Here is a 24,606-nt window from a genome sequence, read left to right on the forward strand (position 1 = left end):
CTTTAATTAGTCTTTTGTTGTATCTCTGTAGTAAATTTTGTCATCAAGCCATTCTTGAACAGCTAATGCATGAGGTTTTGGTAATTTTTCGTAGTATTTAGAAACTTCGATTTGTTCTTTGTTTTCAAAGATTTCTTCAAGACTATCGTTGTAAGTGGCAAACTCTTCTAATTTCTCAGTCAATTCCTTTTTGATTTCAGAATTGATTTGGTTTGCTCTTTTAGCCATTATTGTTATTGCTTCATAAACATTGCCAGTACGCTCTTCAATTACAGTTTTGTTGTAAGTAATAGTGTTTACTGGTGCATTCGTCTTTTTTAAATCCATGATTTAATTATTTAGAAAATTGTTGTAAATCTTTTTCAATTCGAGCCAACATTTCGTCAGCTTTTGATTTGTATTGTGAATCTGCTTTATATTTTATCAGACTTGTGTAAGCTGTTTTTGCATTTTCAAGTCTTTCTTTCATTTTAGAAGGAATACTGTTAATTGCTAATGAATAAGCAGAATCCAATTTGTAAAATAGCGCTTTTTCTTTATAAACAGTTCCGGGATAATTAATCATAAAATTGTCAAACGCTACCATTGCTGCTTTATAATCTGAAATAGTATTATAAATTTTAGCATTTTCATATGCTTTCATTTCAAGCTTTTCTCTTAATTTTTTTACCAATGTATTGGCTTCAGCCAAATTTTGACCTTCTGAATAAGTATCAATATAAGTCTGAAGTTTATCGATAGCTTTATTGGTATCCGTTTGATCTAAACTATAAACCGGAGATAAAAAAGTGAATGATTTAGCTCCTAAAAAAGAAGCTTCTTCAATCTTTTCGCTTTTCGGATAACTAGCTGCAAAACTTTCAAATTGATATCCAGCTAAATAATATTGTTCTGTCTTGTATAATGATTGAGAATACATGTAAAACATTTTTTCAGCTGAAGGTTTTCCTTTGTAGGCTGGAGCTATTTGTTCAAAAAGACGTATAGCTTTACCATATTTTTTTGCTTCGTACATTTTTGTTGCAGATGCAAACTTTACAGCGACATCTTCCGATTTTAATGCTTTTTGATAATCGCTACAAGACGATAAAAATAAAATTACTGTGAATAATGCTAAAAATTTCTTCATTTATTTTTTTAATTCAGCTGATTCTAAACACTTATTGTGTTTTAAAAAGCAACTGCAAATTTAGTTATTAATTGTTGATTACAAAATATTTTTTTTGACTTCGAAAAAGTTACATTTTTGAAATTTTATTGGTGAAATTATGCAAACGATTTGCTAAATCTTCATCTGTATTTACTAATGGCAAACGTACCGTATTCTCACACAAACCTAATGATTTAAAGACTTCCTTAATTCCGGCCGGATTTCCTTGCTCAAAAATCATATCAATAGAATCGACTAAGAGATAATGGATTTTATAGGCATCATCTACTCTTTTATTTAAACCAAGATGCACCATTTCAGAAAATTGTTTTGGAAAACCTTCTGCAATTACAGAAATAACGCCAACACCACCAGCCAAAATCATTGGTAACGTAATCATATCATCGCCAGAAATCACTAAAAAATCTTTTGGTTTATTTTGTATCAATTTCATGGCTTGCACAATATCACCAGCAGCTTCTTTTACAGCTACAATATTATTAAAATCAGTTGCTAGTCTAATAATCGTTTCTGGTAACATGTTGATAGCAGTTCTTCCTGGTACGTTGTATAAAATCACTGGAATTGGGGAAGCTTCTGCAATAGCTTTGAAATGTTGATAAATGCCTTCCTGAGTTGGTTTGTTGTAATAAGGACAAACCGACAAAACCGCTACAAAATCTGAAAAATCCCCTGATTTTAATTCCTCAACAACTTCAGCAGTATTGTTACTCCCAACACCAAGAACTAAAGGTAATCTTCCTTTATTGGCATCAACAATAGTTTTTATAACTACTTCTTTTTCAGCTTTAGACAAAGTGGCACTTTCGGCCGTAGTTCCAAGTACAACTAAATAATCGATTCCGTTGTCAATTTGAAAATTTACTATAGTTTTTAAAGCATCAAGATCTACTGAAAAGTCTTTTTTAAATGGTGTAACAAGCGCAACTCCGGTTCCTATTAATGATTGCATGCTATATTTTGTTTAGAATTTTTAAATATTTGAATAGCTCGTCCATAAATACTTTATAGTTTTCAGCATTGGTATTAATCATAAAATGATTTAATCGTTTATCAATAGAAGTAAAACCTACCTTGAAACTAGCTTTAGATAAATGTGAAACCAACAGTAATGCTACTTTTTCGGTATCGTAGTAATTAATTAACAAATCAAAAGGTTCTATGATAAAATCTTTTACTTCTTTTTTATCAACTGTTCCTGTCCAGCTTAAATCTTTATGACTAAAAATCGGATAATCAAAAACCTCATTCTTTTTTATTTTGTCTTTGTAAACCAAAACTTTAATATCGCTTTCATTAATTCCGTTTTGGATTAATTCTTTTACCAAAGCTTCTCTTTCATAAAAATAGCTTTCGTCAAAAATAATCCCAACAGTTTTGATTACTTTATCTGAAGCTAAATGTTTAACATTTGATAAACTATTTTTAACTATTTTTTTTGTTGAAAAATCCTTTAAGTAATTTAAAAACATACTACTTTTACTTGAATTACAAATTTACTAAAATTAGTGGCAAAAAACGATGGTAAAACTAAAAAACTATAACGGTGTAGTAAAGCATTTTGTTTTATTATTAACATTTGCAGCTATTATTTCCTGTGCCGAAAAGAAATACGCAGTAACCAAAATTGAAGGCAAAGAAATAGGAATTACAGACAAAAATTCCGAAGTTGCTGACATTGAAAACTTTATCAAACCGTATCGCGATAAAATTGACGCTGATTTGAATACTGTTTTGGCAAGTGCTCCTGAAAATATTGATAAATCTGGTGAGTGGCAAACACCAATGGGAAACTTTTTGGCTGATATCACTTATGAAAAATCAAATAAAGTATTTCAAATACGTGAAAAGAAATCAATTGATATTTGTTTACTAAATCACGGTGGAATTAGAAGTGTCATTTCAAAAGGAAATATTACCGCAAGAACTGCTTATGAAATTATGCCCTTTGAAAATAGTGCAATTATTATCGGATTAAAAGGAGCTCAAATTTTGGAAATCGTTAATTATATTATTTCCGAAAAAAAACCACATCCATTAAAAGGATTAACTTTTACAATTGACAAAGACACTCAACCAAAAAACATTTTAGTTAATGGAATTCCGTTAGACAATAATAAAATCTATTATGTAGTTACTTCAGATTATTTATCAAGTGGTGGTGATAATATGCTTTTCTTCAAAAAAGGAGTTGAAAAATATGATTTAGATTATAAGCTTCGAAATATCATCATTGATTATTTTAAGGAAAACAAAACGATTACGTCAAGCAAAGACATTAGAATTACCAAAGAATAACATCATGAAAAGAAGAGATTTTATACAAAATACCGCTTTGAGTTCTGCATTTTTAGGGCTTGGAGGTTTATCATTGAGTAGCTTTAAAAAGTTTGACACAAAACATTTGACGATACTTCACACAAACGATGTACACAGTTATATTGATCCTTTTCCGCCAACGCATTCAAAGAATCCTAATATGGGAGGTGTTGCCCGAAGAGCTGCATTAATTGAAACTATCCGAAAGGAAAATCCAAATGTTTTATTACTTGATGCCGGAGATATTTTTCAGGGAACACCCTATTTTAATTATTATGGAGGCGAATTAGAATTCAAACTAATGAGCATGATGAAATATGATTTAGCAACTATTGGAAATCATGATTTTGACAACAGTATTGATGGCTTGTACAATCAATTGCCGAATGCTAGTTTTGACTTTGTTAATGCTAATTATGATTTCAAAAATACAATTATGAATGGTCATGTAAAGCCTTATAAAATTGTTGACAAAGACGGAATTAAAGTTGGTATTTTTGGGATTGGAATTGAGCTTGAAGGTTTAGTTGACAAAAAAAACTATAAAGAAACAATTTATCATGATCCGGTTAATATTTCTCAAGACATTTCACGGATTTTAAAACAAGAACATAAGTGCGATTTGGTAATTTGTCTTTCCCATATTGGTTATCAATACAAAAATGAACCAGATAAAATTAGTGATGTTAAGTTAGCTTCATTGACTAAAGATATTGATTTGATTATTGGAGGTCATACCCATACTTTTCTTGACAAACCGACCGTTTTAAAAAATGCTGATGGAAAAGATGTATTAGTAAATCAAGTTGGCTGTTATGGAATAAACCTTGGCAGAATTGATTTTTATTTCGATAACGATATTTCAAAAATGGCGTCAGGAAAGTCCATTATTGTTTGATTTTTCGGAAATAAGAACATATTTATAAAAAGAGTAAAAGGCTAAAGCATTGAATGTCATTGCTAATGGTCTGAATAATTCTTCGTATTCGTCTACCAAAAAATACTTTTCAATAAATACTACAAACTGTAACATTACAAACAATAATGCGCTAATTAAGAGCACTGAATTTTGTTTATTATCATTCATGAAATAACTCGAAAGTGCTATTCCGGCAAATAACGATATTAATAAGTTTTGAAATATTATTATGTAAATACTGTTCTGTGGAATTTCGGCAGTTTCCATAAACAAATAAAAAAATATCAGCAAGAAAGGTGTTGTTGCTATTATTAAAGGAATAAAATCTCCCACTTTTTGGAAACGGAATATTAGATATAAAACAATTACACGATGTATTGTAAAAACTAACACGCCATAAAACAAACAGCTTGATGTGTTTGGAATAAAAAGAATATTTGTGACTAAGGATAAGAGCAAAGCTGCAATAAAAAGCATATTCTTTTTATCTGATTCAATGTAGTAAATAACGATTAAAACTAAAGGAATTATTGGTTTCAATACGCAGATTAGAGTTCTGTTTACAAAATACTCAGCAACAACCTCAAATAAAGCTATTGCAAAATAGGTAACTGTTAACAATTTTATTATCGTGTATTTTTTTTGCATTTATTCTAATAAAAGACATTCTTTATTATTATTTATAACTGCTTCAACATCTTTAATATTAATTAAAATTAAGTTAAAAAAAATTAATTGTCATAATTAATCACTGTTTTTTTATTTAATCCATAATCATAGTCAAAAAATCAGTTTCTGAAATAATTGGAATTTTTAATTGATTTGCTTTTTCTAATTTAGCTGGTCCCATGTTATCTCCTGCAACAACAAAATCTGTTTTAGCTGAAATAGAACTCCCCACTTTTCCACCATTATCTTCTATTGCTTTTTTTAAGTCATCGCGCGAGAATTTTTCGAAAACGCCGGAAACTACAAAGGTTCTTCCTGATAATTTATCGGTTGCATTTGGATTAAATTTTTCTACTAATTCTAATTGAACTCCAAATTGTTTTAAACGTTCGATTATTTTTACGTTTTCTTTATTTTCAAAAAACTCAATTACGCTTTGGGCAATCTTCTCTCCTATTTCGTCCACTAAAATTAAATCCAGTAAAGAAGCGTTCTGTAGTGCGTCAATATTCTTATAATGTTTAGCTAATTTTTTAGCTACAGTTTCACCAACATAGCGAATTCCGATAGCATACAAAACTCTTTCAAACGGAATATCTTTAGATTTTTGTACGCCATTAACCAGGTTTTCAGCTGATTTTTGGGCCATTCGTTCCAATGGTAGAATTTGTTCAACTGTTAATTCATATAAATCTGCATAATCTTTTACTAAACCATTATTAAACAATAAAGCCACCGTTTCACCACCAAGGCCCTCAATATCCATTGCTTTACGTGAAATAAAATGCTGAATTCTGCCTATAATTTGTGGTGGACAACCATAAAAATTTGGGCAATAATGATTGGCTTCTCCTTCAGTTCTTATTAATTCAGAGTTACATTCTGGACATTTAGTGATGTATAGTGTTGGTTCAGAATCCGGATTTCTTTTAGCAAAATCAACACCAATTATCTTCGGAATAATTTCGCCTCCTTTTTCAACAAAAACAGTATCGCCAATACGAATGTCTAATTTTTCTATTTGGTCAGCATTATGCAAAGAAGCCCGTTTTACAATTGTTCCGGCCAATTGAACGGGTTGTAAATTAGCAACGGGAGTTATCGAACCAGTTCTTCCAACTTGATACGAAATAGAATTTAATTTAGTAGAAACTTGCTCTGCTTTAAATTTATAAGCCATTGCCCAGCGTGGTGATTTGGCAGTATAACCTAATTCATCTTGTTGGTGAAAGTTATTTACTTTTATAACAACACCATCAGTTTCATAAGGTAAATTGTGACGATGTGTATCCCAATGATTAATGTACTCGAAAACTTCTTCTATAGAATTGGCTAATTTAGCTTCTTTGGGAACTTTGAAACCCCATTTACGTGCTGCTTCTAAACCTTCATATTGTGATTCTATATTTAAATTATTACCAACAATAAAATATAATAAACACTCCAAAGGCCTCTTAGCAACTTCACTACTATCCTGCAATTTTAAACTTCCTGAAGCCGTATTTCTTGGATTAGAATAAGGTGTTTCTCCAATTTCAATAAGTTCTTGGTTCATTTTTTCAAAACCTTCAAAGGGTAAAATAATTTCTCCACGAATATCAAATCGTGAAGGATATTCGCCTTTTAATTTTAACGGAATAGATTTTATGGTTTTAATATTATTGGTAACATCATCACCCTGAAATCCATCACCTCGAGTAACGGCACGTTTTAGTTTGCCGTTTTCATAAGTTATCGAAATTGAGGCGCCGTCATACTTTAATTCGCAAGTATACTGCAACGGAACATTTCCTAGTACTTTTTGAATTCGGGTTTCCCAATCAACTAAATCTTCTTTGGAATAAGAGTTGTCCAAAGAATACATTCTGTAATCGTGAACAACTGTATTGAAATTTTTAGTAATTGTTCCGCCAACGCGTTGTGTTGGTGAATTATCGTCATAGAATTCAGGATGTTGATTTTCTAATTCCTGAAGTTGTTTTAGTTTTTGATCAAATTCAAAATCAGAAATAGTTGGCGTATCTAACACGTAATAGTTGTGGTTATGTTGATTGAGTTCATCTCGTAAATCCTGAATTATTTTCTGAATATCCATAAAAGAAATTGGCTATTTTAGTTGCAAATTATGTGCACTAAAATAGCCAATATTTTTTAAAAGAAATAAACTTTACGACTGAATTATTCCGTTGATTTGAAGATATAATTGTCCGTCGCTCAAAATGGCTCCTTCTTTTATTAAATCAAAAATGTGTTTGTTTCGTTCTTCCTGATATTCTTTTTTACCTATATGGATTTCAACCGTATCCGTAAATAAATTATCACTTAACCATTGTAGACCTTCTTTTTCCATAAAATCAACTTGTGATTCTAATGCTTTTAAGACAATGGATTGAATTAATTTTTCCTGACAGTGAAAAAGAAAAATATGATTTTTAGAAAAATGTTCTAAATAATTTGCATTACTCAAAACACCTTCCCAAATTAAATCGGAGAAAACATCCAATTCTTGCTCGGCTACTTCGGGCTTTTCGCTTTTTATTTTATCCCATTCTGATTTATCTATAGATTGCGTTGCCAAGAAGTTTGTAAATTCTTTGTGTAAAGCTTCGAATTGTTCTTTGGTTAGTCTTTTATATTTCATTTTAGCTGCTTAGTAAATGATTTATTGTTTTATATGTGATGTACTAGCCCCGATAGTAGTGGAAATCCTTTTTATTGTTATAGTAAAAGTCCTTCTACTTCGAAGTGCGACAAAACAATAAAAAGATTGCAACGGATAGCGGGATTAGCTTCAAAAAAAAATCCCGACGCGAATCGGGATTTAAAATTTATATAGCAAAATATTAAACTTCAGCTACAATTTCATATGGTAATTCAACTACAACATCTCTGTGAAGTCTCACAGTTGCAGAATATTTACCTGTACGTTTTACAACTCCACTTGTGATGAATTTTCTATCTACAGTTTGACCAGCAGCTTGTAAAGCAGCAGCTATATCAATGTTAGAAATAGAACCGAATAATTTTTCACCACCAGCTTTTGCTGTAATTTTAATTTCGATAGCTTTTAAAGCTTCACCCAATGCTTTTGCATCGTTTACCACTTTAGCTTCTTTATGTGCTCTTTGTTTTAAATTTTCAGCTAACACTTTTTTTGCTGAAGGAGTTGCTAATGAAGCGAAACCTTGAGGGATTAAAAAGTTACGACCATAACCGTTTTTCACCGTTACTACATCGTCTTTAAAGCCTAAATTCTGAACGTCTTGTTTTAAGATCAATTCCATGTTGTTGTCCTTATTAGAGAAGTTAGGTTCCGTTTGACGAGAAACCAACAACTGAGTTTATATTATTTTAATAAATCGGCCACGTATGGCATTAAAGCTAAATGACGTGCTCTTTTCACAGCTACTGACACTTTTCTTTGGTATTTTAATGAAGTTCCGGTTAAACGACGTGGTAAAATTTTACCTTGTTCATTTACAAATTTCAATAAAAAGTCTGCATCCTTGTAATCAATATATTTGATTCCGGATTTTTTGAAACGACAATACTTTTTAGTTTTATTGGTTTCGATGTTTAAAGGAGTAAGATATCTGATATCTCCGTCTTTTTTTCCTGAAGCTGATTGTTGTAAATTTGCCATGATTAGTTTGCTTTTGCTTCTTTTAATTTAGTTCTTCTTCTTTCTGCCCAAGAAATTGCGTGTTTATCCAAACTTACAGTTAGGAAACGCATAACTCTCTCGTCACGTCTAAACTCAGTTTCAAAAGCAATAAGAGCTTCTCCTGATACTTGGAATTCGAATAAATGGTAAAAACCACTTTTCTTGTTTTGGATTTCGTAAGCTAGTTTTTTTAAGCCCCAATCCTCTTTGGATACCATTTTTGCTCCTTTAGCAGTAAGAAAATCTTCAAATTTGCTTACTGTTTCCTTTACCTGAACTTCAGATAAAACGGGATTTAAAATGAAAACAGTTTCGTAATGATTCATAATATTATGATTAAAATTTAATTTGGCCGCGAAAGTATAAATAATATTTCAATAAACAATCACAAGTTTGCTTAAATCGTCTAAAAGTAAAAAATATCGTTTAAAAGCAAAAATAATCGACGAAATGTTAGGTGGAATAAAATAAAGTATATATTTTTACAACACCAAATCTATAATAAATAATATTATGAAACTAAATTGTGTTGTTGTTGATGATAGTTCCATTCAGAGAATGATCATTGCAAAGTTAGTAAATAATCATCCCAATCTACATTTAGTGGGTGATTTTTCTAATGCAATTGAAGCAAAAAATTGCATGTCGGTTCATACCGTTGACTTAATTTTTCTAGATATAGAAATGCCAGTCATCAGCGGTTTTGATTTTCTTGATGGTTTAAAAGTAAAACCTCAAATTATTTTTATCACGTCAAAAGCAGAGTATGCTATGAAAGCATTCGATTATGACGCTACGGACTACCTACAGAAACCGATAGCTCTTGATCGTTTTAATGCTTCTGTTAGAAGAGCGATGGATTTCCATTTGCTGAAAAAAGAAAATCAAGAAGAAGAAGGAGAACATATCTTTATTAAAAGTAATCTCAAAAAACTTAAAATTTATACCAATAAAATTAAGTGGATTGAAGCTTACGGAGATTATGTGAAAGTAGTTACTGAAGAAGATAGCAATCTTGTTCTTTCTACTATGAAATCTTTTGAAAATGATTTATCAAAAGAGAAATTTATTCGCGTACACAAATCCTATATAATTAATATAGATAAAGTGGAACGATTCAATAGTAAGTTCGCTGAAATTGGAGTAACTAAAATTCCGTTAAGTCGAAATAAAAAAGAAGATTTAATTAAAGCACTAGCTATTGCGTAATTCTACTCAATAAAAATCAACATTTACGGTAACTTTAATAGTTCTGTATTGTGATACCAAATCAAAACTATTCAGTATTTTCTGGATAGTTTTTTTTGTGCCTTGAATTGAAGTATCTCCAGGCATCTTTATCATTATAGTACGAATATATTCATTTCGAATTCTTCCAATAGCAGGTTCTTCTGGACCAAGCACTGGAATGGTTAAGTTTTGCTGTAAAACTTGATATAGCCACATCGAACCTTCTTTCAGTTTTTCAAAATCTCTATGCTTTAAAGTCAATCGAATCAAACGGTAAAATGGCGGATAATAATAAATCTTTCTTTCGTAGAGTTGTTCATTATACATTCCTTCATAATCATTATTAGTTACTTGCTGAATTACATTATGCAGCGGATTATAGGTTTGAATAATTACTTTACCGCGCTTCTCAGCTCTGCCAGAACGACCTGCGACCTGCGTCATCATCTGGAAACTTCTTTCAAACGCTCTAAAATCGGGATGATATAACATATTATCAGCATTCATAATTCCAACTAAAGAAACATTATCAAAATCTAATCCTTTGGCCAGCATTTGGGTACCAACCAAAACATCAATTTCGCGATTTTTAAATCCATCAATGATTTTTTCGAAACTATATTTGCCTCGAGTAGTATCTTGATCCATGCGTTTGATGTTTTTTTGTGGAAAAATCTCTGCTAATTCTAACTCAATTTGTTCTGTTCCAAAACCTTTAGTTTGCATATCGATACTCGAACAGACATGACAATTCGTTGGTTTAGCCATATTATAACCACAGTAATGGCATCGCAATTGGTTTTTATATTTGTGGTACGTTAAACTTACATCACACTGCGGACATTGTGGCACATGACCACAAGTTAAACATTCTAATACAGGCGAAAAACCACGACGATTTTGAAAAAGGATTACTTGTTCGTTCTTTGAAAAAGCTTCTGTTATTTCATCTATCAAAGTCGTGCTAAAATGTCCTATCATCTTTTTCCTGAAATAACTATCTTTCAAATCGACCAATTCTATTTCAGGCATTTTCACTTTTCCAAAACGTTCTTTTAAAGTAATCAAACCAAATTTTCCGGAGGTTGCATTATAATAAGTTTCAATACTTGGCGTTGCCGAACCTAACAAAACTTTAGCCTGATGTGCATTTGCTAAAACAATCGCAGCGTCACGGGCATGATATCTTGGTGCTGGATCTTGTTGTTTGAAGGTTTGTTCATGCTCTTCATCAACAATGAGTAAACCTAAATTATTGAACGGTAAAAACAAAGCCGACCTTGCTCCTATTACAATTTGTGCCGTTTCGGAATTTTGATTGACATTGTTCCAAACTTCTACTCTTTCATTGTTGGAATATTTCGAATGAAAAACAGCAACTTTATTTCCGAAATGTTTTGTTAATCGGCCAACTAATTGCGTTGTCAAAGCAATTTCTGGTAATAAATACAAGACTTGCTTTCCTTCTGACACCCGATTTTCAATGAGTTTGATATAGATTTCTGTTTTGCCACTTGATGTTACTCCATGCAAAAGCGAAACTTCTTTATCTTCGAAAGATTTTTCAATTTCATCAAAAGCCTTTTGTTGCGCTATACTTAGTGTTAGTTCATTATCGATTTTATTTTTCTCAAAATTTACGCGGTCTTCCTTAATAAAATATTCTTCAAAGATTTGTTTGTCGACTAACGCTTTGACAATTGCTGTTGAAGTTTGAGCCGTTTCTGTTAATAGCTTAACGGAAATTGGCTTTTTTTCTTGAGCTTGCAATTGAAAATACTGAAGTATGAGATTTTTTCGCTTCTCAGATTGTAAACTGTCTAATAAGGCAATTAAGTTTTCTTCCTGATCATATTGTTTTCTCAGACGAATATACTTAACTAGTTTAGGCTTGTATTCCTCCTGAATTTCTTCCTGAAGCGTGATTATATTTTTATTAATAAGTTTTTGGATAACCGGTAAAACTGTTTTCTTATTCAGAATATCAACAATATTTTGAACTTTCAATGAACTCTGATTTTGCAAAGCTTCATATATTAAAAATTCATCATCTGAAAGTTCGGTTTCATTTACAAATGTTTCGGCAGTTTTAGAAATTAAAGTCTCACTTTCAAGTAATAATGCTGATGGCATTGCACCTCGATAAACATCACCAATATTGCACATATAATAAGACGCAATCCAAAACCAGTGATTGATTTGAAAATCGTTTACAATTGGTTTTTCGTCAAGGATCTGATGTATTTCTTTTGCTTCATAAAGCGTTGGTTCGTTCTGATGCAAATCAATAACCAATGCTGTATAGATTTTATTTTTGCCAAATGGAACTGCTACTCGCATTCCTACATCAATATAAGTAAATTCGTTTTCTGAGACCTTGTAAGTAAAGGTTTTAGAAAGTGAAAGCGGAATAATAACTTCAATAAAAAATGCGTTCAAGAGTATACTATTTTTGTCTAATCCAAGTTTGTGATCTTCCAAAAAGTGGAATTCCTATGTAACCGCGGACAATGAGTTTTTCTTTTCCGTCTATGGTCATTTTGCAATGATATTTTTTTCCGTTTTTAGGATCAACAATTTTCCCACCATCATAAACACCTTCATTTTTGGTCAATCCTTTTATAATTACCAATCCTAAAATAGGTTTATTTTTATCATCTCCTTCACATTTTTCACATTTTTGATGCCTGTGTTCTTGCTCAAAAATTTCAACTATCTTTCCGTAAACTTTACCTTTATGTTCGTATATCTCAACCATACCCTTCTCCTTACCTGTTTCATCGTCCACAGTTTTCCACTTTCCGAAAATTGTCTGTGAAAAACTGATTTTAGTAAAAAATAAGATGGCAATTAACAATTTTAATTTCATGATATTTTAGAGTCTATTTCTTTTTGTTTCTCCCTTTTAATGTAGTGTATTGAAGCATTTAAATCAAAACCTAAAAGTAAAATCATAGAATTAATCCAAATGTAAAACATTACAACTAATAAAGTTCCTATTGAACCATAAAGTTCATTGTATTTAGAAAATTTCACAACCCAAATTCCAAAGAAATAAGAGGAAATAATAATCAAAATAGTAGTAACCACAGAACCAATAGAAATTAAACCTCTTTTCTTATCATGTTTAATACCAAATCTAAATAATATTGAAGTTGACATTAATATCATCAGAATGACAAAACCATATCTTCCCATTTCTATCAAATGAATTTTATCAGACAATACGTCTTGAATTTTTGTTTTTTGGATAAAGACCTCAAAAACTACAATAGCTGCTACAGTTATCAATAATAGGAAAGATAAGAAAATTGATAATGCTAATGCTACAATATACTGTCTGAAAAACTTTCGCTTTAAAGAAACATGAATGTGATGGGAACTTTCAAAACCGCCAAGAATAGCATTCACTCCATTAGTCATTAAAAAAATGGCCATAAAAAAACCAGTTGATAGTAGTCCGCTATGACTATTATGCAAAATATCGTTGATAATTTTATAGATAGCATCGTAGGTTGTTGGCGGAACACTTTGCTGAACAAAACCTAAAAAATCATTTTGAAACCCTTGAATTGGAATGTATGGAATTAGATTAAGTATAAAAAGTGCAAATGGAAATAATGCCATAAAAAAACTAAAGGCAATAGCTGTAGCACGATAGGAAATGTCACCTTCAATTATTCCAAAAAAATATAAATCAAGCAAATCATATAATGACATACCATGAAGCCATGGCAATTTTATTTTCCTTAAAAGAAAAACCAGCTGTTTAATAATAGGAAGTTTTAGGAATTTATTTTCTGTTGTTGCTGACATTTAGATAGCTTTTAAACTTAAATCCATATTATAAACGGAATGCGTCAATGCGCCAGAGGAAATATAATTTACACCACATTCCGCATATTGACGAATGGTATTTTCATTGATATTTCCTGATGATTCTGTTAAGCATTTATTCCCAATCAATTCGACTGCTTTTCTTGTATCTTCAAAATTGAAATTGTCAATCAAGATTCGGTAAACACCTTCATTTTCTATAATTTCTTTGATTTCGGTTAGGTTTCTGGCTTCTACAATAATTTGTAAATCCAGTTTATTAAACTTCAAAAATTCTTTGGTTTTTTTGATTGCATTAGTAATTCCTCCGGCAAAATCATTGTGATTGTCTTTAAGCATCACCATATCATACAATGCAAAACGATGGTTTTCACCACCACCGATTTTGACAGCCCATTTTTCACAAGCCCGAAACCCAGGTGTTGTTTTTCGTGTATCAAGAACTTTGGCATTTGTGCCTTCTAAAAGTTTAACGTATTGATTAGTCTTTGTTGCAATGGCAGACATTCGCTGCATAGAATTAAGTACTAATCGTTCCGCTTTCAAAATAGATTGCGAACTGCCCGACACATAAAATACAATATCACCATGTTTTACGGATGTTCCGTCCTCAATAAAAGTTTCGATTTCTAAAGTTGGATCAACATTTTCAAAAACCATTTTGGCAAATGCAACACCGGCAATTATTCCGTTATCTTTAACTAACAGTTTGGCTTTCCCTTTAGCATTATCAGGAATACAAGCCAACGAACTATAATCGCCCGGACCAATATCTTCACGAATGCCGTTTTGTATAATTATATTGAGTTCCTTTTGAAACTGTTCTTCTGAAATCATTTTGTAACTATTGATTGGCTAAAATAGCATTTAATTTATTGATTTAAAAATGAAAATTGAATTTGAATTTCTATTTTTGTAACACAACAACACTACTCATGTACAAACTACTCATTCGTCCCATTTTATTTTGGTTTGACCCCGAAGATGTCCATTATTTCTCTTTTAGTTTTATCAAATTTATTTCCAAAATTCCTTTTGTTCCAAGTATTTTAAAATCGATTTACGAAGTTAAGGATAGCCAATTAGAACGCGAAGTATTTGGCTTGAAATTTAAAAATCCTGTGGGTTTAGCAGCCGGATTTGATAAAGATGCTAAGTGTTATCAGGAACTTTCTAACTTCGGCTTTGGCTTTATAGAAATCGGAACCTTAACTCCAAAACCACAAGATGGTAATCCAAAGAAACGTTTGTTTCGATTAAAATCGGATAGCGCAATTATTAACAGAATGGGGTTCAATAACGGTGGCGTTGATGCGGCAGTAATTCGATTAAAGAAAAACAGAGGTGTTTTAATTGGTGGAAACATTGGTAAAAATAAGCTTACGCCTAATGAAGATGCTACTGCTGATTACTTGATTTGCTTTGAAACATTGTTTGATTATGTTGATTATTTTGTTGTGAATGTAAGTTCACCAAACACTCCAAACCTGAGAGCATTGCAAGACAAAAAGCCGTTAACTAATTTATTACAAACACTTCAGAATAAAAATTTGGGCAAACCAAAACAAAAACCAATACTCTTAAAAATCGCACCCGATTTAACTAATGAACAATTATTAGACATTATTGCTATTGTAAACGAGACCAAAATTGCCGGCGTAATTGCGACCAATACAACCATTTCGAGAGAAGGTTTACAATCAGAAAAAAAAGCAGAAACTGGTGGATTATCAGGTAAACCTTTGACAAAACGTTCTACAGAAGTAATCAGGTTTCTTTCGGAGAAAAGCAACAAAGCCTTTCCAATCATTGGTGTGGGCGGAATCCATTCGGCTGAAGATGCATTAGAAAAGTTGGACGCTGGTGCCAGTCTAATCCAATTGTACACAGGGTTTATTTATGAAGGTCCAAAATTGGTCAAACAAATTAATAAAGCAATTTTGAAATAAGTTATTTTTTGTGCAAAATATTATAATTTAAGGTAACCGAAATTGCATTTACATAAGCATCCAAATAATAGCTTGGTGCGTAGGGCTTTTGATAATTTAACTTTGCTTCAACTCCAATATAATTTTTATAGTTATAGCCCACACCAAAAGATAAATAGTTTTCATCAGTAGCGTTAAAATCCTGAAAATTACTGCTAAATGTGATTTTACCTTTGGTCAGTGTACTTAAGTTATAGGCTGCTCCAATAAAAATTGACGATTTGTTATTTAAAAAAAGATAATGCTTAACTCCCAAACCTATATCAGTTGATTTATAAGTCATATCAGTTAAAACATCTCTTCTAAAAGAACCAGCCGAATATTTCCCAACACCTTTAAAGCTATAATTAATGGTGTTAAGGTTTAAAAAAATGCTCCATTTATTTTTGTTAAAAGGCAGATTATATTCAAACTCTATAGCTGGTCTGAAGACTATTTTTGAATTAGCTTTAAAATTATACGTTCCAAAACTATCATGACCGGATATTGAAGGAGAAACACTATTTAATCCCGGTTGAAGGTAAATGCGGAATGAATTTTTGTATTTAACTTTTCTGGCTTCATCACTAATTATAGACTTTGACCCTACTTTCTTTAGTAACTTTTCAAGATCATACTGACTGTAATTTAACCTTTCGAAAGTGAACAAATCTAATTTTTCTTTTGAAAGATAAGTTGATAATTGCTGCTTATACAAATTATTGGTTACAAGTTGTCCAATATCATCAAGGTATTTTTTATAAATAAGCTGCTGAAATTGTCCTCCGTCTTGTATAAAAAAACTCGTGTGATTGTTTTCTTTATATTTATAGAGCTTATAATTATCATCTATTAATACTTTTAAAAAAACTTTCTCATTTATATATACAGGATTTCTTTTATTATACTCTACATTTTTAGGCTCATTATTGAACTTATCAATCTTAACTTCTACATTTAAATACTTAAATTCATTTTCTATTGAAAATTCTTTTATTGAACTCAAATTACCAATTATGATTTCAGCAGTTGGATTTAATTTATATTCAAACTCAACTGGATTTTCTAACCAATCGTTATTTTTTATAAAACATTCCGTTTTATTATTATTTTTATCAATAATATATCCTTTTTCAAAATTTATTTGAGAAAATAAAGCGTAGGAAAAAATTAATGTTAGTAAAGTAAATTTTAATTTCATAATTTGTAATTTTCTCAAATATATGTATTTTCTTTAAATAATTGTTTTCTATATTTGATGACCAAATGAATAAAATCAAAATCATAGAATGTCCACGTGATGCCATGCAAGGTATCAAAGACTTTATTCCAACTCAGAAAAAAGTTGATTATATTCAGTCTTTACTACGAGTTGGATTTGATACAATTGATTTTGGCAGTTTTGTTTCACCTAAAGCAATTCCTCAAATGCTAGACACTGCCGAAGTTTTAGCACAATTAGATTTATCCCAAACACAAAGCAAACTGTTAGCAATTATCGCCAATACGCAAGGTGCACAAATAGCTTCTGCTCATAAAGAGATTCAATACTTAGGCTTCCCGTTTTCAATTTCAGAAAACTTTCAAATGCGCAATACACACAAAACCATTGCTGAAAGTCTAGTTACTCTTCAGGAGATTTTAAACATCGCCGACGCTTCAAACAAAGAGGTTGTGACCTATATTTCTATGGGATTTGGCAATCCATATGGAGACCCTTGGAATGTTGAAATAGTGGGAGAATGGACAGAAAGACTTGCCAATATGGGAGTAAAAATCCTTTCGCTCTCTGATACTATTGGAAGTTCTACTCCAGATATGATTACTTATTTGTTTTCCAATTTAATTCCTAAATATCCTCATATCGAATTTGGTGCTCACTTACATACAACTCCAGAAAAGTGGCATGAAAAAGTAGATGCTGCGTATAAAGCTGGATGCTATCGTTTTGATGGAGCTATACAAGGTTTTGGAGGTTGCCCAATGGCAAAAGATGATTTAACCGGGAATATGCCAACAGAAAAACTATTGTCCTATTTTACAACTCACAAAGCAGATACCAATACAAGCCCGATGAGTTTTGAAAGCGCTTATAATGAAGCTACAAAAATCTTTAGCGCTTATCATTAAAAAAACTTCCAACTTTTCCCTATATTTGCACGCAATTTAACTACAACTACAAATTGCAATGAAAGCACACACCACTAAAATCGTTGGAGAAGGTTTAACCTATGACGATGTACTGCTAATCCCAAATTATTCCGAAGTTTTACCGCGCGAAGTTAATATTCAGTCGAAGTTTTCGAGAAATATTACTTTGAATGTTCCTGTTGTTTCTGCGGCAATGGATACCGTTACCGAAAGCTCCATGGCTATAGCTATGGCACAAGAAGGTGGCATTGGCGTGTTACACAAAAACATGACAATTGATCAACAAGCTGCAAAAGTTCGAAAAGTTAAAAGAGCCGAAAGCGGTATGATTATCGATCCCGTTATTTTACCATTAACTGCAAAAGTTATAGATGCCAAAAATGCTATGAAAGAATTTGGTATTGGTGGGATCCCAATTGTAGATGATAACAAAGTTCTAAAGGGAATTGTAACTAATCGTGATTTACGTTTCGAAAAAAATAATGCTCGTCCTATTGTAGAAGTAATGACAAGCCAAAATTTGATAACAGTTGCAGAAGGAACATCTTTAGAACAAGCCGAAGTAGTTTTACAAGGAAACAAAATTGAAAAGTTGCCAGTTGTTGATGCCAATTATAAATTAGTTGGTTTAATAACTTTCAGAGATATAACCAAACTTACTCAAAAACCAATAGCCAATAAAGACCATTATGGACGATTAAGAGTTGCCGCTGCCATTGGAGTAACTTCAGATGCTATTGATAGAGCAACCGCTTTATATAATGCAGGTGTTGATGCCATTATCATTGATACAGCTCATGGACATACGCAAGGTGTTGTTGCTGTTTTAAAAGAAGTAAAGGCTAAATTTCCAAATCTTGATGTGGTTGTTGGCAACATTGCTACTCCCGAAGCAGCGCTTTATTTAGCTCAAAATGGTGCCGATGCTGTAAAAGTAGGTATTGGCCCGGGTTCTATTTGCACAACCCGAGTGGTAGCCGGAGTTGGATTTCCTCAATTTTCAGCCGTTTTAGAAGTCGCTGCTGCACTAAGAGGAACCGGCGTTCCTGTCATTGCCGATGGTGGAATTCGTTATACTGGCGATATCCCCAAAGCGATTGCAGCCGGAGCAGATTCAGTAATGTTAGGTTCTTTATTGGCCGGTACAAAAGAAAGCCCTGGAGAAACTATTATTTTTGAAGGCAGAAAGTTCAAGTCCTATCGTGGAATGGGCTCTATAGAAGCAATGGAAGATGGTTCTAAAGACCGATACTTTCAAGATGTTGAGGATGATATAAAGAAATTAGTGCCAGAAGGAATTGTTGGTCGAGTACCTTATAAAGGAGAGTTGAACGAAAGCATGCAACAATTCATTGGCGGACTTCGTGCTGGAATGGGTTATTGTGGAGCTAAAGATATTCCAACACTACAGGAAACGGGACGCTTTGTTAGGATTACGTCAAGCGGAATAACCGAAAGTCATCCTCATAATGTTACAATTACTAAAGAAGCTCCTAATTATTCAAGGTAAATTAAGGGATAAGAGATAAGGTAAAAGGCATAAGATAACTTCTTATGCCTTTTTTTTTATTAAAATTAATTGAGGGCATTCTGAAAAACAGTTTTAACAATAAAATAAATGCAGATACGAATTATCAAATTCTAAATTTATGCATATTTATTAGTTATACCCTTATTTTTTTTAGGGTATAAATTAATATATTCGTAAAAATGACGCTCTAAGTGCATTTTTTACATGGGTTATAACTCATTTTATATATTTTTAACAAAATTTTAAATATTAAACATATGAGAAAAATTATTTTAAGTGTGATTCTAATCACGATTTTAGTGTTATCTGTTTTTTCAATTTATTTATTTCCAGAAAGTGCAACTTTAGGAGCACATGTTATCCCTCTAAAATTAGATACTGGAGACACAGCTTGGATGCTATGCGCAACAGGACTTGTATTGCTAATGACACCAGGACTTGGTTTCTTTTATGGAGGAATGGTTGGTAAGAAAAATGTAATTAGCACAGTTCTACAAAGCTTCATAGCTATGGTAGTTGTAACTGTACTTTGGGTTGTAGTTGGATTTGGAATGTGCTTTGGACCGTCAATAGGAGGTTTTATTGGAGATCCTTCCCATAACTTGTTTTTTCAGGGAGTAAGTGCTAATACAGCATGGGACTTAGCCCCAACGATTCCATTTATATTGTTTGCTTTGTTTCAAGCAAAATTTGCTATCATTACACCTGCGTTAATAACAGGGGCTTTTGCAGAACGCGTACGTTTCTGGGCTTATATGTTATTTATGGTTTTATTCATACTATTCGTTTATGCTCCATTATGCCATATGACTTGGCATCCTGATGGAATCTTTTTTGGATGGGGAGTATTAGATTTTGCTGGTGGAACAGTCGTGCACATGAGTGCTGGTTGGGCTGCTCTTGCAGGGGCTATATTTTTAGGAAAAAGAAAAGTGCAAAAAGCAAATCCTGCTCGTATAACTTATGTATTATTAGGAACTGGCTTATTGTGGTTCGGTTGGTTTGGTTTCAATGCAGGTTCTGCTGTTGGTTCTGGTAGTCTTGCCGCTCAAGCTTTAGGAACGACAACTGTTGCGGCTGCCGCTGCTGCAATGGGTTGGGTTTTCTTAGATAAAATTCTTGGACACAAACTTTCTGCTATGGGAGCTTGTATAGGTGCAGTTGTTGGATTGGTTGCTATTACTCCTGCTGCAGGTTTTGTATCAATTCCTTCTGCTCTTGCCATTGGTTTTATAGCTAGTATTGTAAGTAACTTTGTGGTTAGCAAATTTCCAAAAGGTAAAATCGACGATGCTCTAGATGTATTTGCTTGTCACGGTGTTGGCGGTATGGTTGGTATGCTTTTAACTGGTGTATTTGCCTCAAAATCTGTTAATGCAATTGTTGGTGACAATCAAGGTTTAATATATGGTGATACTACTTTGTTTTTTACACAATTGAAAGCTTTAGTATTAGTATCAATATTTGCTTTTTCGGTTTCCTATGCCTTATTTTTCATTGTAAATAAAATAACTCCACTACGTGTGAGCGAAGAGAAAGAAGAATTAGGATTAGACATTTCACAACACGGTGAATTCCTATAAATAGCTTATTTAAATCACACTTATTTACTGAAAATATTTTCAACAACATCTGATACATTAGATGTTGTTGATAGTATTTTCTATTGAACTAACCTTAATAATATCTTTAATAATTAACTAAAAAATAACACAATGAAAAAAACAACAACAATTTTTAAAAAGAATATTTTTCAAATAATGGGTATTTCCTTATTAACGATATGTTCTGCAAAAGCTCAAGAAAGCACACCAATATTACCTGGAACAGTATTCGCAGGTTCTGCTGATTTTTATTATAAATATGATTTTGCTGAAGTTGATAACAGTTATACCAGCTTTACACATTCTCATGATTCCTTCGAGATTGGTATGGCTTCAATTGAAGCTTCTCACAAGTTAGGCAAAGCTTCTGTATTTGTTGATTTAGGTTTTGGATCAAGAGCGAGTGAATTTACTTATAACGATGCTGCCAATACTTTTATGATTAAACAATTGTATGTTACCTATGATTTTTCTCCAAGTTTCAAAGTTACAGCAGGTAGTTTTGCCACTCATATTGGATACGAATTAGTAGATGCTGTTGATAACAAAAACTACAGCATGTCTTATGCTTTTACCAATGGCCCATTTTTTAATACTGGAGTAAAAGCTCAATATACTTCAGGGAAATATAGCTTTATGGCCGGAATTACTAACCCAACTGATTTTAAAACTGCTGGAGAGGCAGGTTCAAAAGAAAAAACATTTATTGGACAAATTGGTTATGTTGCTGAAACTGGTAGTGCCTACTTAAACTTCACTTCAGGCAGTAATAATCCTGCTTCTGATAAAAACAAAACGCAATTTGATTTTGTAGGTACTAAAAAGTTAAATAGTAAATTAACTTTAGGTTTTAATGGTACTTATGCTATGGTTAAAGATGACAACGATAGTGCTCTTGATGCTAACTGGTTTTCTTTGATAGGTTATGCAAACTATGCCTTGAAAGGCAAATGGAGTATGGCTTATAGATTAGAGTATTTTGATGATAAAGATGGTGCTATTTTTGGAGCAAAGCCTAGCATCATAGGAAATACGTTGTCTTTTAATTATAAAGAAGGTAACTTTACGTTTATTCCAGAAATTAGATTTGATTCGTCATCAGAAGATATTTTTAGCAAGAAAAATGGAAGTGCAACAGTTTCATCTGCTTATGTTTTATTTGCAACTACTTATTCTTTTTAAAACATACAATAACCAAAACAACACAAATTATAAAGGCATAAGTTTAATTACTTATGCCTTTTTTATTATATCCCAGTAAAATTACTTGGAGTTATTTTCATCAACTCTGCTTTAATTGCATCCGAAACTTCTAAAGTTTTTATAAATTCATGTATTGATTCTTTTGTAATTGCTGCATTTGTTCTAGTCAATCCTTTCAATGCTTCATACGGATTCGGGTAGCCTTCTCTTCTTAAAATGGTTTGAATCGCTTCAGCAACAACAGCCCAGTTTTTTTCTAAGTCTTCTGCAAATTTTGGTTCGTTTAATAACAGTTTGTTCAAGCCTTTTAATGTAGCATCAAACGCAATTAAAGTATGTCCAATTGGAACTCCAATATTTCTCAAAACAGTGCTATCAGTCAAATCGCGTTGTAATCTTGATATTGGAAGTTTGGCCGATAGATGTTCAAAAATAGCATTGGCAATACCTAAATTTCCTTCCGAGTTTTCAAAATCGATTGGGTTTACTTTGTGTGGCATAGCCGATGAACCTATTTCTCCTGCTTTTATTTTTTGTTTGAAATATTCCATCGAAACGTATGTCCAAATATCTCTGTCTAAATCGATTACAATATTATTAATTCTTTTTAAGGCATCAAAAAACGCAGCAAAATGATCGTAATGCTCAATTTGTGTGGTTGGAAATGAATGTTGCAAACCTAGAGTTTCTTCCACGAAAGTGGTTCCGAATTGTTTCCAATCCACATTCGGATAGGCAACATGATGGGCATTATAATTCCCTGTTGCACCACCAAATTTAGCGGCAAACGGAATATTAAATAGTAAACGCATTTGTTCTTCAATACGCTCTACAAATACCAAAATCTCTTTTCCTAAACGGGTTGGCGAGGCAGGTTGACCATGGGTTCTGGCTAACATTGGAATAGCATTCCACTCCATCGCCAATTCTTTTAGCTTTGCCACTAATCCAATTAATGACTTCAAATAAACTTGTTGAAATGCTTCTTTTGTCGAAAGCGGAATGGCGGTGTTATTAATGTCTTGTGAGGTTAAACCAAAATGAATAAACTCTTTGTAGGCTGATAAACCTAATGCTTCAAACTTATCTTTGATAAAATATTCCACCGCTTTAACATCGTGATTGGTTGTTTTTTCGGTTTCTTTTATCCATTGAGCATCTTCGGTAGTAAAGTTTTTATAGAGATTACGCAAACTGTCAAAAACGCTTGGGTTTACCCCTTTTAGTTGTGGCAAATCAGCTTCGCACAAAGCGATGAAATACTCAACTTCTACCAAGACACGGTATTTGATTAAGGCTTCTTCAGAGAAATAATTGGAAAGCGATTTGGTTTTACTTCTATATCTTCCGTCAATAGGTGAAACAGCATTTAGTGGTGTTAGTGACATGTGTAGTGTTGTTTTGTAAGATGCAAAAATAAGGAATAGTGTTCTGTGTTCAGTAATTAGTGTTCAGTTTTTTTAGGAGCAGAATATTTGTCTTTTTTAAGATGTTCACTCCCGCTGTCCGCTATACTTCGGTGCCGCTCCCATCGGGGCTAATGACAACTTTTAGCTTCTATAATTTCTACTAATTTTTCTCTTAAAAACGGAACACCATCTGTAGCATTCATTGAAATTATTTCTAAAGGATTTTGCAAATTATTAATACTCGCAGGTCTTGGGTCGATATAAAAAACAGGAGTGTTTGGATTCGCATAATGCATCAGACTTGCTGCCGGATATACCTGAAGTGATGTACCAATAATGGCTACGTAGTCAGCTTGCGCTGTGATATTTATGGCTTCTTCTAAAGCAGGAACCATTTCACCAAACCAAACAATATGCGGACGTAATTGATTGCCTTTATCATCAACATCTCCAATTACTAAATCGTGCTGCCAATCTAAAATATAAGTTTCGTTTTTGGTGCTACGCACTTTTAATAACTCGCCATGCAAATGCAAAACTTTGGTACTTCCTGCCTGTTCGTGAAGATTGTCTACGTTTTGAGTAATAATATGAACATCAAAATATTTTTCTAATTCCGCTAAACCAAAGTGTCCTTTATTGGGTTTTACCTCTTGTAATTGTTTTCGCCTTTGATTATAAAAATCTAAAACGAGTTCTTTGTTTCTATGCCAACCTTCAGGCGAAGCTACATCCATAACATTATAACCTTCCCAAAGTCCATCGGCATCACGAAAGGTTTTGATACCGCTTTCGGCAGAAATTCCAGCTCCGGTTAGCACTACTAGTTTCTTTTTCATTTTTAATTACTAAGATTATAAGATTACTAAATTAATAAAAATACGGTAACGTTTACTGCGGTTATTCTTATTAAATATGTTTATAACTTGCTG

The 24,606-nt window shown here is 32.3% G+C and carries 25 protein-coding genes; 8 read left to right on the top strand and 17 right to left on the bottom strand.

Going from position 1 to position 24,606, the window contains the following annotated elements; genetic code table 11:
* Positions 1–6: 6 nt before the first annotated feature.
* The 4 genes from QWY90_RS07535 to QWY90_RS07550 form a co-directional block, all read right to left on the bottom strand.
* Complete coding sequence (locus tag QWY90_RS07535; RefSeq protein WP_121313610.1) at positions 7–327, bottom strand: DNA-directed RNA polymerase subunit omega; 321 nt, start codon at positions 325–327, stop codon at positions 7–9.
* A 7-nt stretch (positions 328–334) separates the two neighbouring features.
* On the bottom strand, positions 335–1,129 hold the full coding sequence (locus QWY90_RS07540; protein ID WP_290283945.1) for an outer membrane protein assembly factor BamD: 795 nt from the start codon (positions 1,127–1,129) through the stop codon (positions 335–337).
* A gap of 109 nt (positions 1,130–1,238) precedes the next feature.
* Positions 1,239–2,123: a 4-hydroxy-tetrahydrodipicolinate synthase gene (gene dapA / locus QWY90_RS07545; RefSeq protein ID WP_290283946.1), complete on the bottom strand. Its 885-nt coding sequence runs from the start codon at positions 2,121–2,123 to the stop codon at positions 1,239–1,241.
* A 1-nt stretch (position 2,124) separates the two neighbouring features.
* Positions 2,125–2,643, bottom strand: coding sequence for a DUF6913 domain-containing protein (locus QWY90_RS07550; protein ID WP_290285261.1), 519 nt, complete (start codon positions 2,641–2,643; stop codon positions 2,125–2,127).
* A gap of 49 nt (positions 2,644–2,692) precedes the next feature.
* Between QWY90_RS07550 and QWY90_RS07555 the strand changes: the two genes are divergently transcribed.
* Both QWY90_RS07555 and QWY90_RS07560 read left to right on the top strand, forming a co-directional pair.
* On the top strand, positions 2,693–3,469 hold the full coding sequence (locus QWY90_RS07555; RefSeq protein WP_290283949.1) for a 5'-nucleotidase C-terminal domain-containing protein: 777 nt from the start codon (positions 2,693–2,695) through the stop codon (positions 3,467–3,469).
* A 4-nt stretch (positions 3,470–3,473) separates the two neighbouring features.
* A complete protein-coding gene (locus QWY90_RS07560; protein WP_290285262.1) occupies positions 3,474–4,388 on the top strand; it encodes a bifunctional metallophosphatase/5'-nucleotidase in 915 nt (304 codons plus the stop codon).
* On the opposite strand, the gene QWY90_RS07565 is transcribed toward QWY90_RS07560, so the two are convergent.
* The 6 genes from QWY90_RS07565 to rpsF form a co-directional block, all read right to left on the bottom strand.
* Complete coding sequence (locus QWY90_RS07565; protein WP_290285263.1) at positions 4,365–5,057, bottom strand: lysoplasmalogenase family protein; 693 nt, start codon at positions 5,055–5,057, stop codon at positions 4,365–4,367. The genes QWY90_RS07560 and QWY90_RS07565 overlap by 24 nt on opposite strands.
* 115 nt (positions 5,058–5,172) lie before the next feature.
* On the bottom strand, positions 5,173–7,173 hold the full coding sequence (gene ligA / locus QWY90_RS07570) for an NAD-dependent DNA ligase LigA (RefSeq protein WP_290285264.1): 2,001 nt from the start codon (positions 7,171–7,173) through the stop codon (positions 5,173–5,175).
* 72 nt (positions 7,174–7,245) lie between these two features.
* Positions 7,246–7,719: a DUF6495 family protein gene (locus tag QWY90_RS07575; RefSeq protein WP_290285265.1), complete on the bottom strand. Its 474-nt coding sequence runs from the start codon at positions 7,717–7,719 to the stop codon at positions 7,246–7,248.
* Between the two features lie 202 nt (positions 7,720–7,921).
* A complete protein-coding gene (gene rplI, locus QWY90_RS07580; protein ID WP_290285266.1) occupies positions 7,922–8,362 on the bottom strand; it encodes a 50S ribosomal protein L9 in 441 nt (146 codons plus the stop codon).
* A gap of 62 nt (positions 8,363–8,424) precedes the next feature.
* Complete coding sequence (gene rpsR, locus QWY90_RS07585; RefSeq protein ID WP_136152299.1) at positions 8,425–8,721, bottom strand: 30S ribosomal protein S18; 297 nt, start codon at positions 8,719–8,721, stop codon at positions 8,425–8,427.
* A gap of 2 nt (positions 8,722–8,723) precedes the next feature.
* Positions 8,724–9,068: a 30S ribosomal protein S6 gene (gene rpsF / locus QWY90_RS07590; RefSeq protein ID WP_136152298.1), complete on the bottom strand. Its 345-nt coding sequence runs from the start codon at positions 9,066–9,068 to the stop codon at positions 8,724–8,726.
* Between the two features lie 187 nt (positions 9,069–9,255).
* Here rpsF and QWY90_RS07595 point away from each other — a divergent pair, with 187 nt between their 5' ends.
* Positions 9,256–9,951 (top strand): LytR/AlgR family response regulator transcription factor, encoded by a 696-nt coding sequence (locus QWY90_RS07595; RefSeq protein ID WP_290285267.1) that lies wholly within the window; start codon positions 9,256–9,258, stop codon positions 9,949–9,951.
* Between the two features lie 6 nt (positions 9,952–9,957).
* Here the strand turns inward: QWY90_RS07595 and priA are convergent, their stop codons facing one another.
* The 4 genes from priA to nadC are packed head-to-tail and all read right to left on the bottom strand — an operon-like array spanning position 9,958 to position 14,646.
* Entirely contained in the window at positions 9,958–12,411 is a 2,454-nt protein-coding gene (gene priA / locus QWY90_RS07600; RefSeq protein WP_290285268.1) for a replication restart helicase PriA, read from the bottom strand.
* A gap of 7 nt (positions 12,412–12,418) precedes the next feature.
* Positions 12,419–12,841 (bottom strand): DUF2147 domain-containing protein, encoded by a 423-nt coding sequence (locus QWY90_RS07605; protein WP_290285269.1) that lies wholly within the window; start codon positions 12,839–12,841, stop codon positions 12,419–12,421.
* A complete protein-coding gene (locus QWY90_RS07610) occupies positions 12,838–13,788 on the bottom strand; it encodes a YihY/virulence factor BrkB family protein (protein ID WP_290285270.1) in 951 nt (316 codons plus the stop codon). The genes QWY90_RS07605 and QWY90_RS07610 overlap by 4 nt, the downstream gene beginning before the upstream one ends.
* Positions 13,789–14,646 carry a carboxylating nicotinate-nucleotide diphosphorylase gene (nadC, locus tag QWY90_RS07615; protein ID WP_290285271.1) on the bottom strand — a complete coding sequence of 286 codons (858 nt, stop codon included), beginning with the start codon at positions 14,644–14,646 and terminating at the stop codon, positions 13,789–13,791.
* A gap of 98 nt (positions 14,647–14,744) precedes the next feature.
* Here nadC and QWY90_RS07620 point away from each other — a divergent pair, with 98 nt between their 5' ends.
* Positions 14,745–15,758: a quinone-dependent dihydroorotate dehydrogenase gene (locus QWY90_RS07620; RefSeq protein WP_290285272.1), complete on the top strand. Its 1,014-nt coding sequence runs from the start codon at positions 14,745–14,747 to the stop codon at positions 15,756–15,758.
* Position 15,759: 1 nt separating this feature from the next.
* On the opposite strand, the gene QWY90_RS07625 is transcribed toward QWY90_RS07620, so the two are convergent.
* Complete coding sequence (locus QWY90_RS07625; protein ID WP_290285273.1) at positions 15,760–16,977, bottom strand: hypothetical protein; 1,218 nt, start codon at positions 16,975–16,977, stop codon at positions 15,760–15,762.
* 65 nt (positions 16,978–17,042) lie between these two features.
* On the opposite strand from QWY90_RS07625, the gene QWY90_RS07630 reads away from it, so the two are divergent.
* The 4 genes from QWY90_RS07630 (at position 17,043) to QWY90_RS07645 (ending at position 22,244) form a co-directional block, all read left to right on the top strand.
* A complete protein-coding gene (locus QWY90_RS07630) occupies positions 17,043–17,906 on the top strand; it encodes a hydroxymethylglutaryl-CoA lyase (protein ID WP_290285274.1) in 864 nt (287 codons plus the stop codon).
* Positions 17,907–17,964: 58 nt separating this feature from the next.
* A complete protein-coding gene (gene guaB, locus QWY90_RS07635; protein WP_290285276.1) occupies positions 17,965–19,437 on the top strand; it encodes an IMP dehydrogenase in 1,473 nt (490 codons plus the stop codon).
* Positions 19,438–19,715: 278 nt separating this feature from the next.
* Positions 19,716–21,041 (top strand): ammonium transporter, encoded by a 1,326-nt coding sequence (locus QWY90_RS07640; protein WP_290285277.1) that lies wholly within the window; start codon positions 19,716–19,718, stop codon positions 21,039–21,041.
* 132 nt (positions 21,042–21,173) lie between these two features.
* Complete coding sequence (locus QWY90_RS07645) at positions 21,174–22,244, top strand: outer membrane beta-barrel protein (RefSeq protein ID WP_290285279.1); 1,071 nt, start codon at positions 21,174–21,176, stop codon at positions 22,242–22,244.
* A gap of 65 nt (positions 22,245–22,309) precedes the next feature.
* Here the strand turns inward: QWY90_RS07645 and purB are convergent, their stop codons facing one another.
* Together purB and QWY90_RS07655 are read right to left on the bottom strand one after the other, a co-directional pair.
* Positions 22,310–23,653, bottom strand: coding sequence for an adenylosuccinate lyase (gene purB, locus QWY90_RS07650; RefSeq protein ID WP_290285281.1), 1,344 nt, complete (start codon positions 23,651–23,653; stop codon positions 22,310–22,312).
* A 149-nt stretch (positions 23,654–23,802) separates the two neighbouring features.
* Entirely contained in the window at positions 23,803–24,513 is a 711-nt protein-coding gene (locus tag QWY90_RS07655) for an SIR2 family NAD-dependent protein deacylase (RefSeq protein WP_290285282.1), read from the bottom strand.
* Positions 24,514–24,606 lie beyond the last annotated feature (93 nt).

Origin of the sequence: Flavobacterium paronense (assembly GCF_030409795.1) — a bacterium.
Taxonomy (GTDB): Bacteria; Bacteroidota; Bacteroidia; order Flavobacteriales; family Flavobacteriaceae; genus Flavobacterium; species Flavobacterium paronense.

Excerpts from the sequence above, each read along its gene's own strand:
- QWY90_RS07630 (WP_290285274.1), top strand. The coding sequence starts at position 17,043 with ATGAATAAAATCAAAATCATAGAATGTCCACGTGATGCCATGCAAGGT.
- QWY90_RS07575 (WP_290285265.1), bottom strand. The coding sequence starts at position 7,719 with ATGAAATATAAAAGACTAACCAAAGAACAATTCGAAGCTTTACACAAA.
- QWY90_RS07560 (WP_290285262.1), top strand. The coding sequence starts at position 3,474 with ATGAAAAGAAGAGATTTTATACAAAATACCGCTTTGAGTTCTGCATTT.
- QWY90_RS07535 (WP_121313610.1), bottom strand. The coding sequence starts at position 327 with ATGGATTTAAAAAAGACGAATGCACCAGTAAACACTATTACTTACAAC.
- QWY90_RS07605 (WP_290285269.1), bottom strand. The coding sequence starts at position 12,841 with ATGAAATTAAAATTGTTAATTGCCATCTTATTTTTTACTAAAATCAGT.
- QWY90_RS07540 (WP_290283945.1), bottom strand. The coding sequence starts at position 1,129 with ATGAAGAAATTTTTAGCATTATTCACAGTAATTTTATTTTTATCGTCT.
- guaB (WP_290285276.1), top strand. The coding sequence starts at position 17,965 with ATGAAAGCACACACCACTAAAATCGTTGGAGAAGGTTTAACCTATGAC.
- purB (WP_290285281.1), bottom strand. The coding sequence starts at position 23,653 with ATGTCACTAACACCACTAAATGCTGTTTCACCTATTGACGGAAGATAT.
- QWY90_RS07620 (WP_290285272.1), top strand. The coding sequence starts at position 14,745 with ATGTACAAACTACTCATTCGTCCCATTTTATTTTGGTTTGACCCCGAA.
- QWY90_RS07555 (WP_290283949.1), top strand. The coding sequence starts at position 2,693 with ATGGTAAAACTAAAAAACTATAACGGTGTAGTAAAGCATTTTGTTTTA.
- QWY90_RS07655 (WP_290285282.1), bottom strand. The coding sequence starts at position 24,513 with ATGAAAAAGAAACTAGTAGTGCTAACCGGAGCTGGAATTTCTGCCGAA.
- dapA (WP_290283946.1), bottom strand. The coding sequence starts at position 2,123 with ATGCAATCATTAATAGGAACCGGAGTTGCGCTTGTTACACCATTTAAA.
- QWY90_RS07565 (WP_290285263.1), bottom strand. The coding sequence starts at position 5,057 with ATGCAAAAAAAATACACGATAATAAAATTGTTAACAGTTACCTATTTT.
- QWY90_RS07595 (WP_290285267.1), top strand. The coding sequence starts at position 9,256 with ATGAAACTAAATTGTGTTGTTGTTGATGATAGTTCCATTCAGAGAATG.
- QWY90_RS07640 (WP_290285277.1), top strand. The coding sequence starts at position 19,716 with ATGAGAAAAATTATTTTAAGTGTGATTCTAATCACGATTTTAGTGTTA.
- QWY90_RS07550 (WP_290285261.1), bottom strand. The coding sequence starts at position 2,643 with ATGTTTTTAAATTACTTAAAGGATTTTTCAACAAAAAAAATAGTTAAA.
- QWY90_RS07610 (WP_290285270.1), bottom strand. The coding sequence starts at position 13,788 with ATGTCAGCAACAACAGAAAATAAATTCCTAAAACTTCCTATTATTAAA.
- rplI (WP_290285266.1), bottom strand. The coding sequence starts at position 8,362 with ATGGAATTGATCTTAAAACAAGACGTTCAGAATTTAGGCTTTAAAGAC.
- ligA (WP_290285264.1), bottom strand. The coding sequence starts at position 7,173 with ATGGATATTCAGAAAATAATTCAGGATTTACGAGATGAACTCAATCAA.
- nadC (WP_290285271.1), bottom strand. The coding sequence starts at position 14,646 with ATGATTTCAGAAGAACAGTTTCAAAAGGAACTCAATATAATTATACAA.
- QWY90_RS07645 (WP_290285279.1), top strand. The coding sequence starts at position 21,174 with ATGAAAAAAACAACAACAATTTTTAAAAAGAATATTTTTCAAATAATG.
- QWY90_RS07625 (WP_290285273.1), bottom strand. The coding sequence starts at position 16,977 with ATGAAATTAAAATTTACTTTACTAACATTAATTTTTTCCTACGCTTTA.
- rpsR (WP_136152299.1), bottom strand. The coding sequence starts at position 8,721 with ATGGCAAATTTACAACAATCAGCTTCAGGAAAAAAAGACGGAGATATC.
- rpsF (WP_136152298.1), bottom strand. The coding sequence starts at position 9,068 with ATGAATCATTACGAAACTGTTTTCATTTTAAATCCCGTTTTATCTGAA.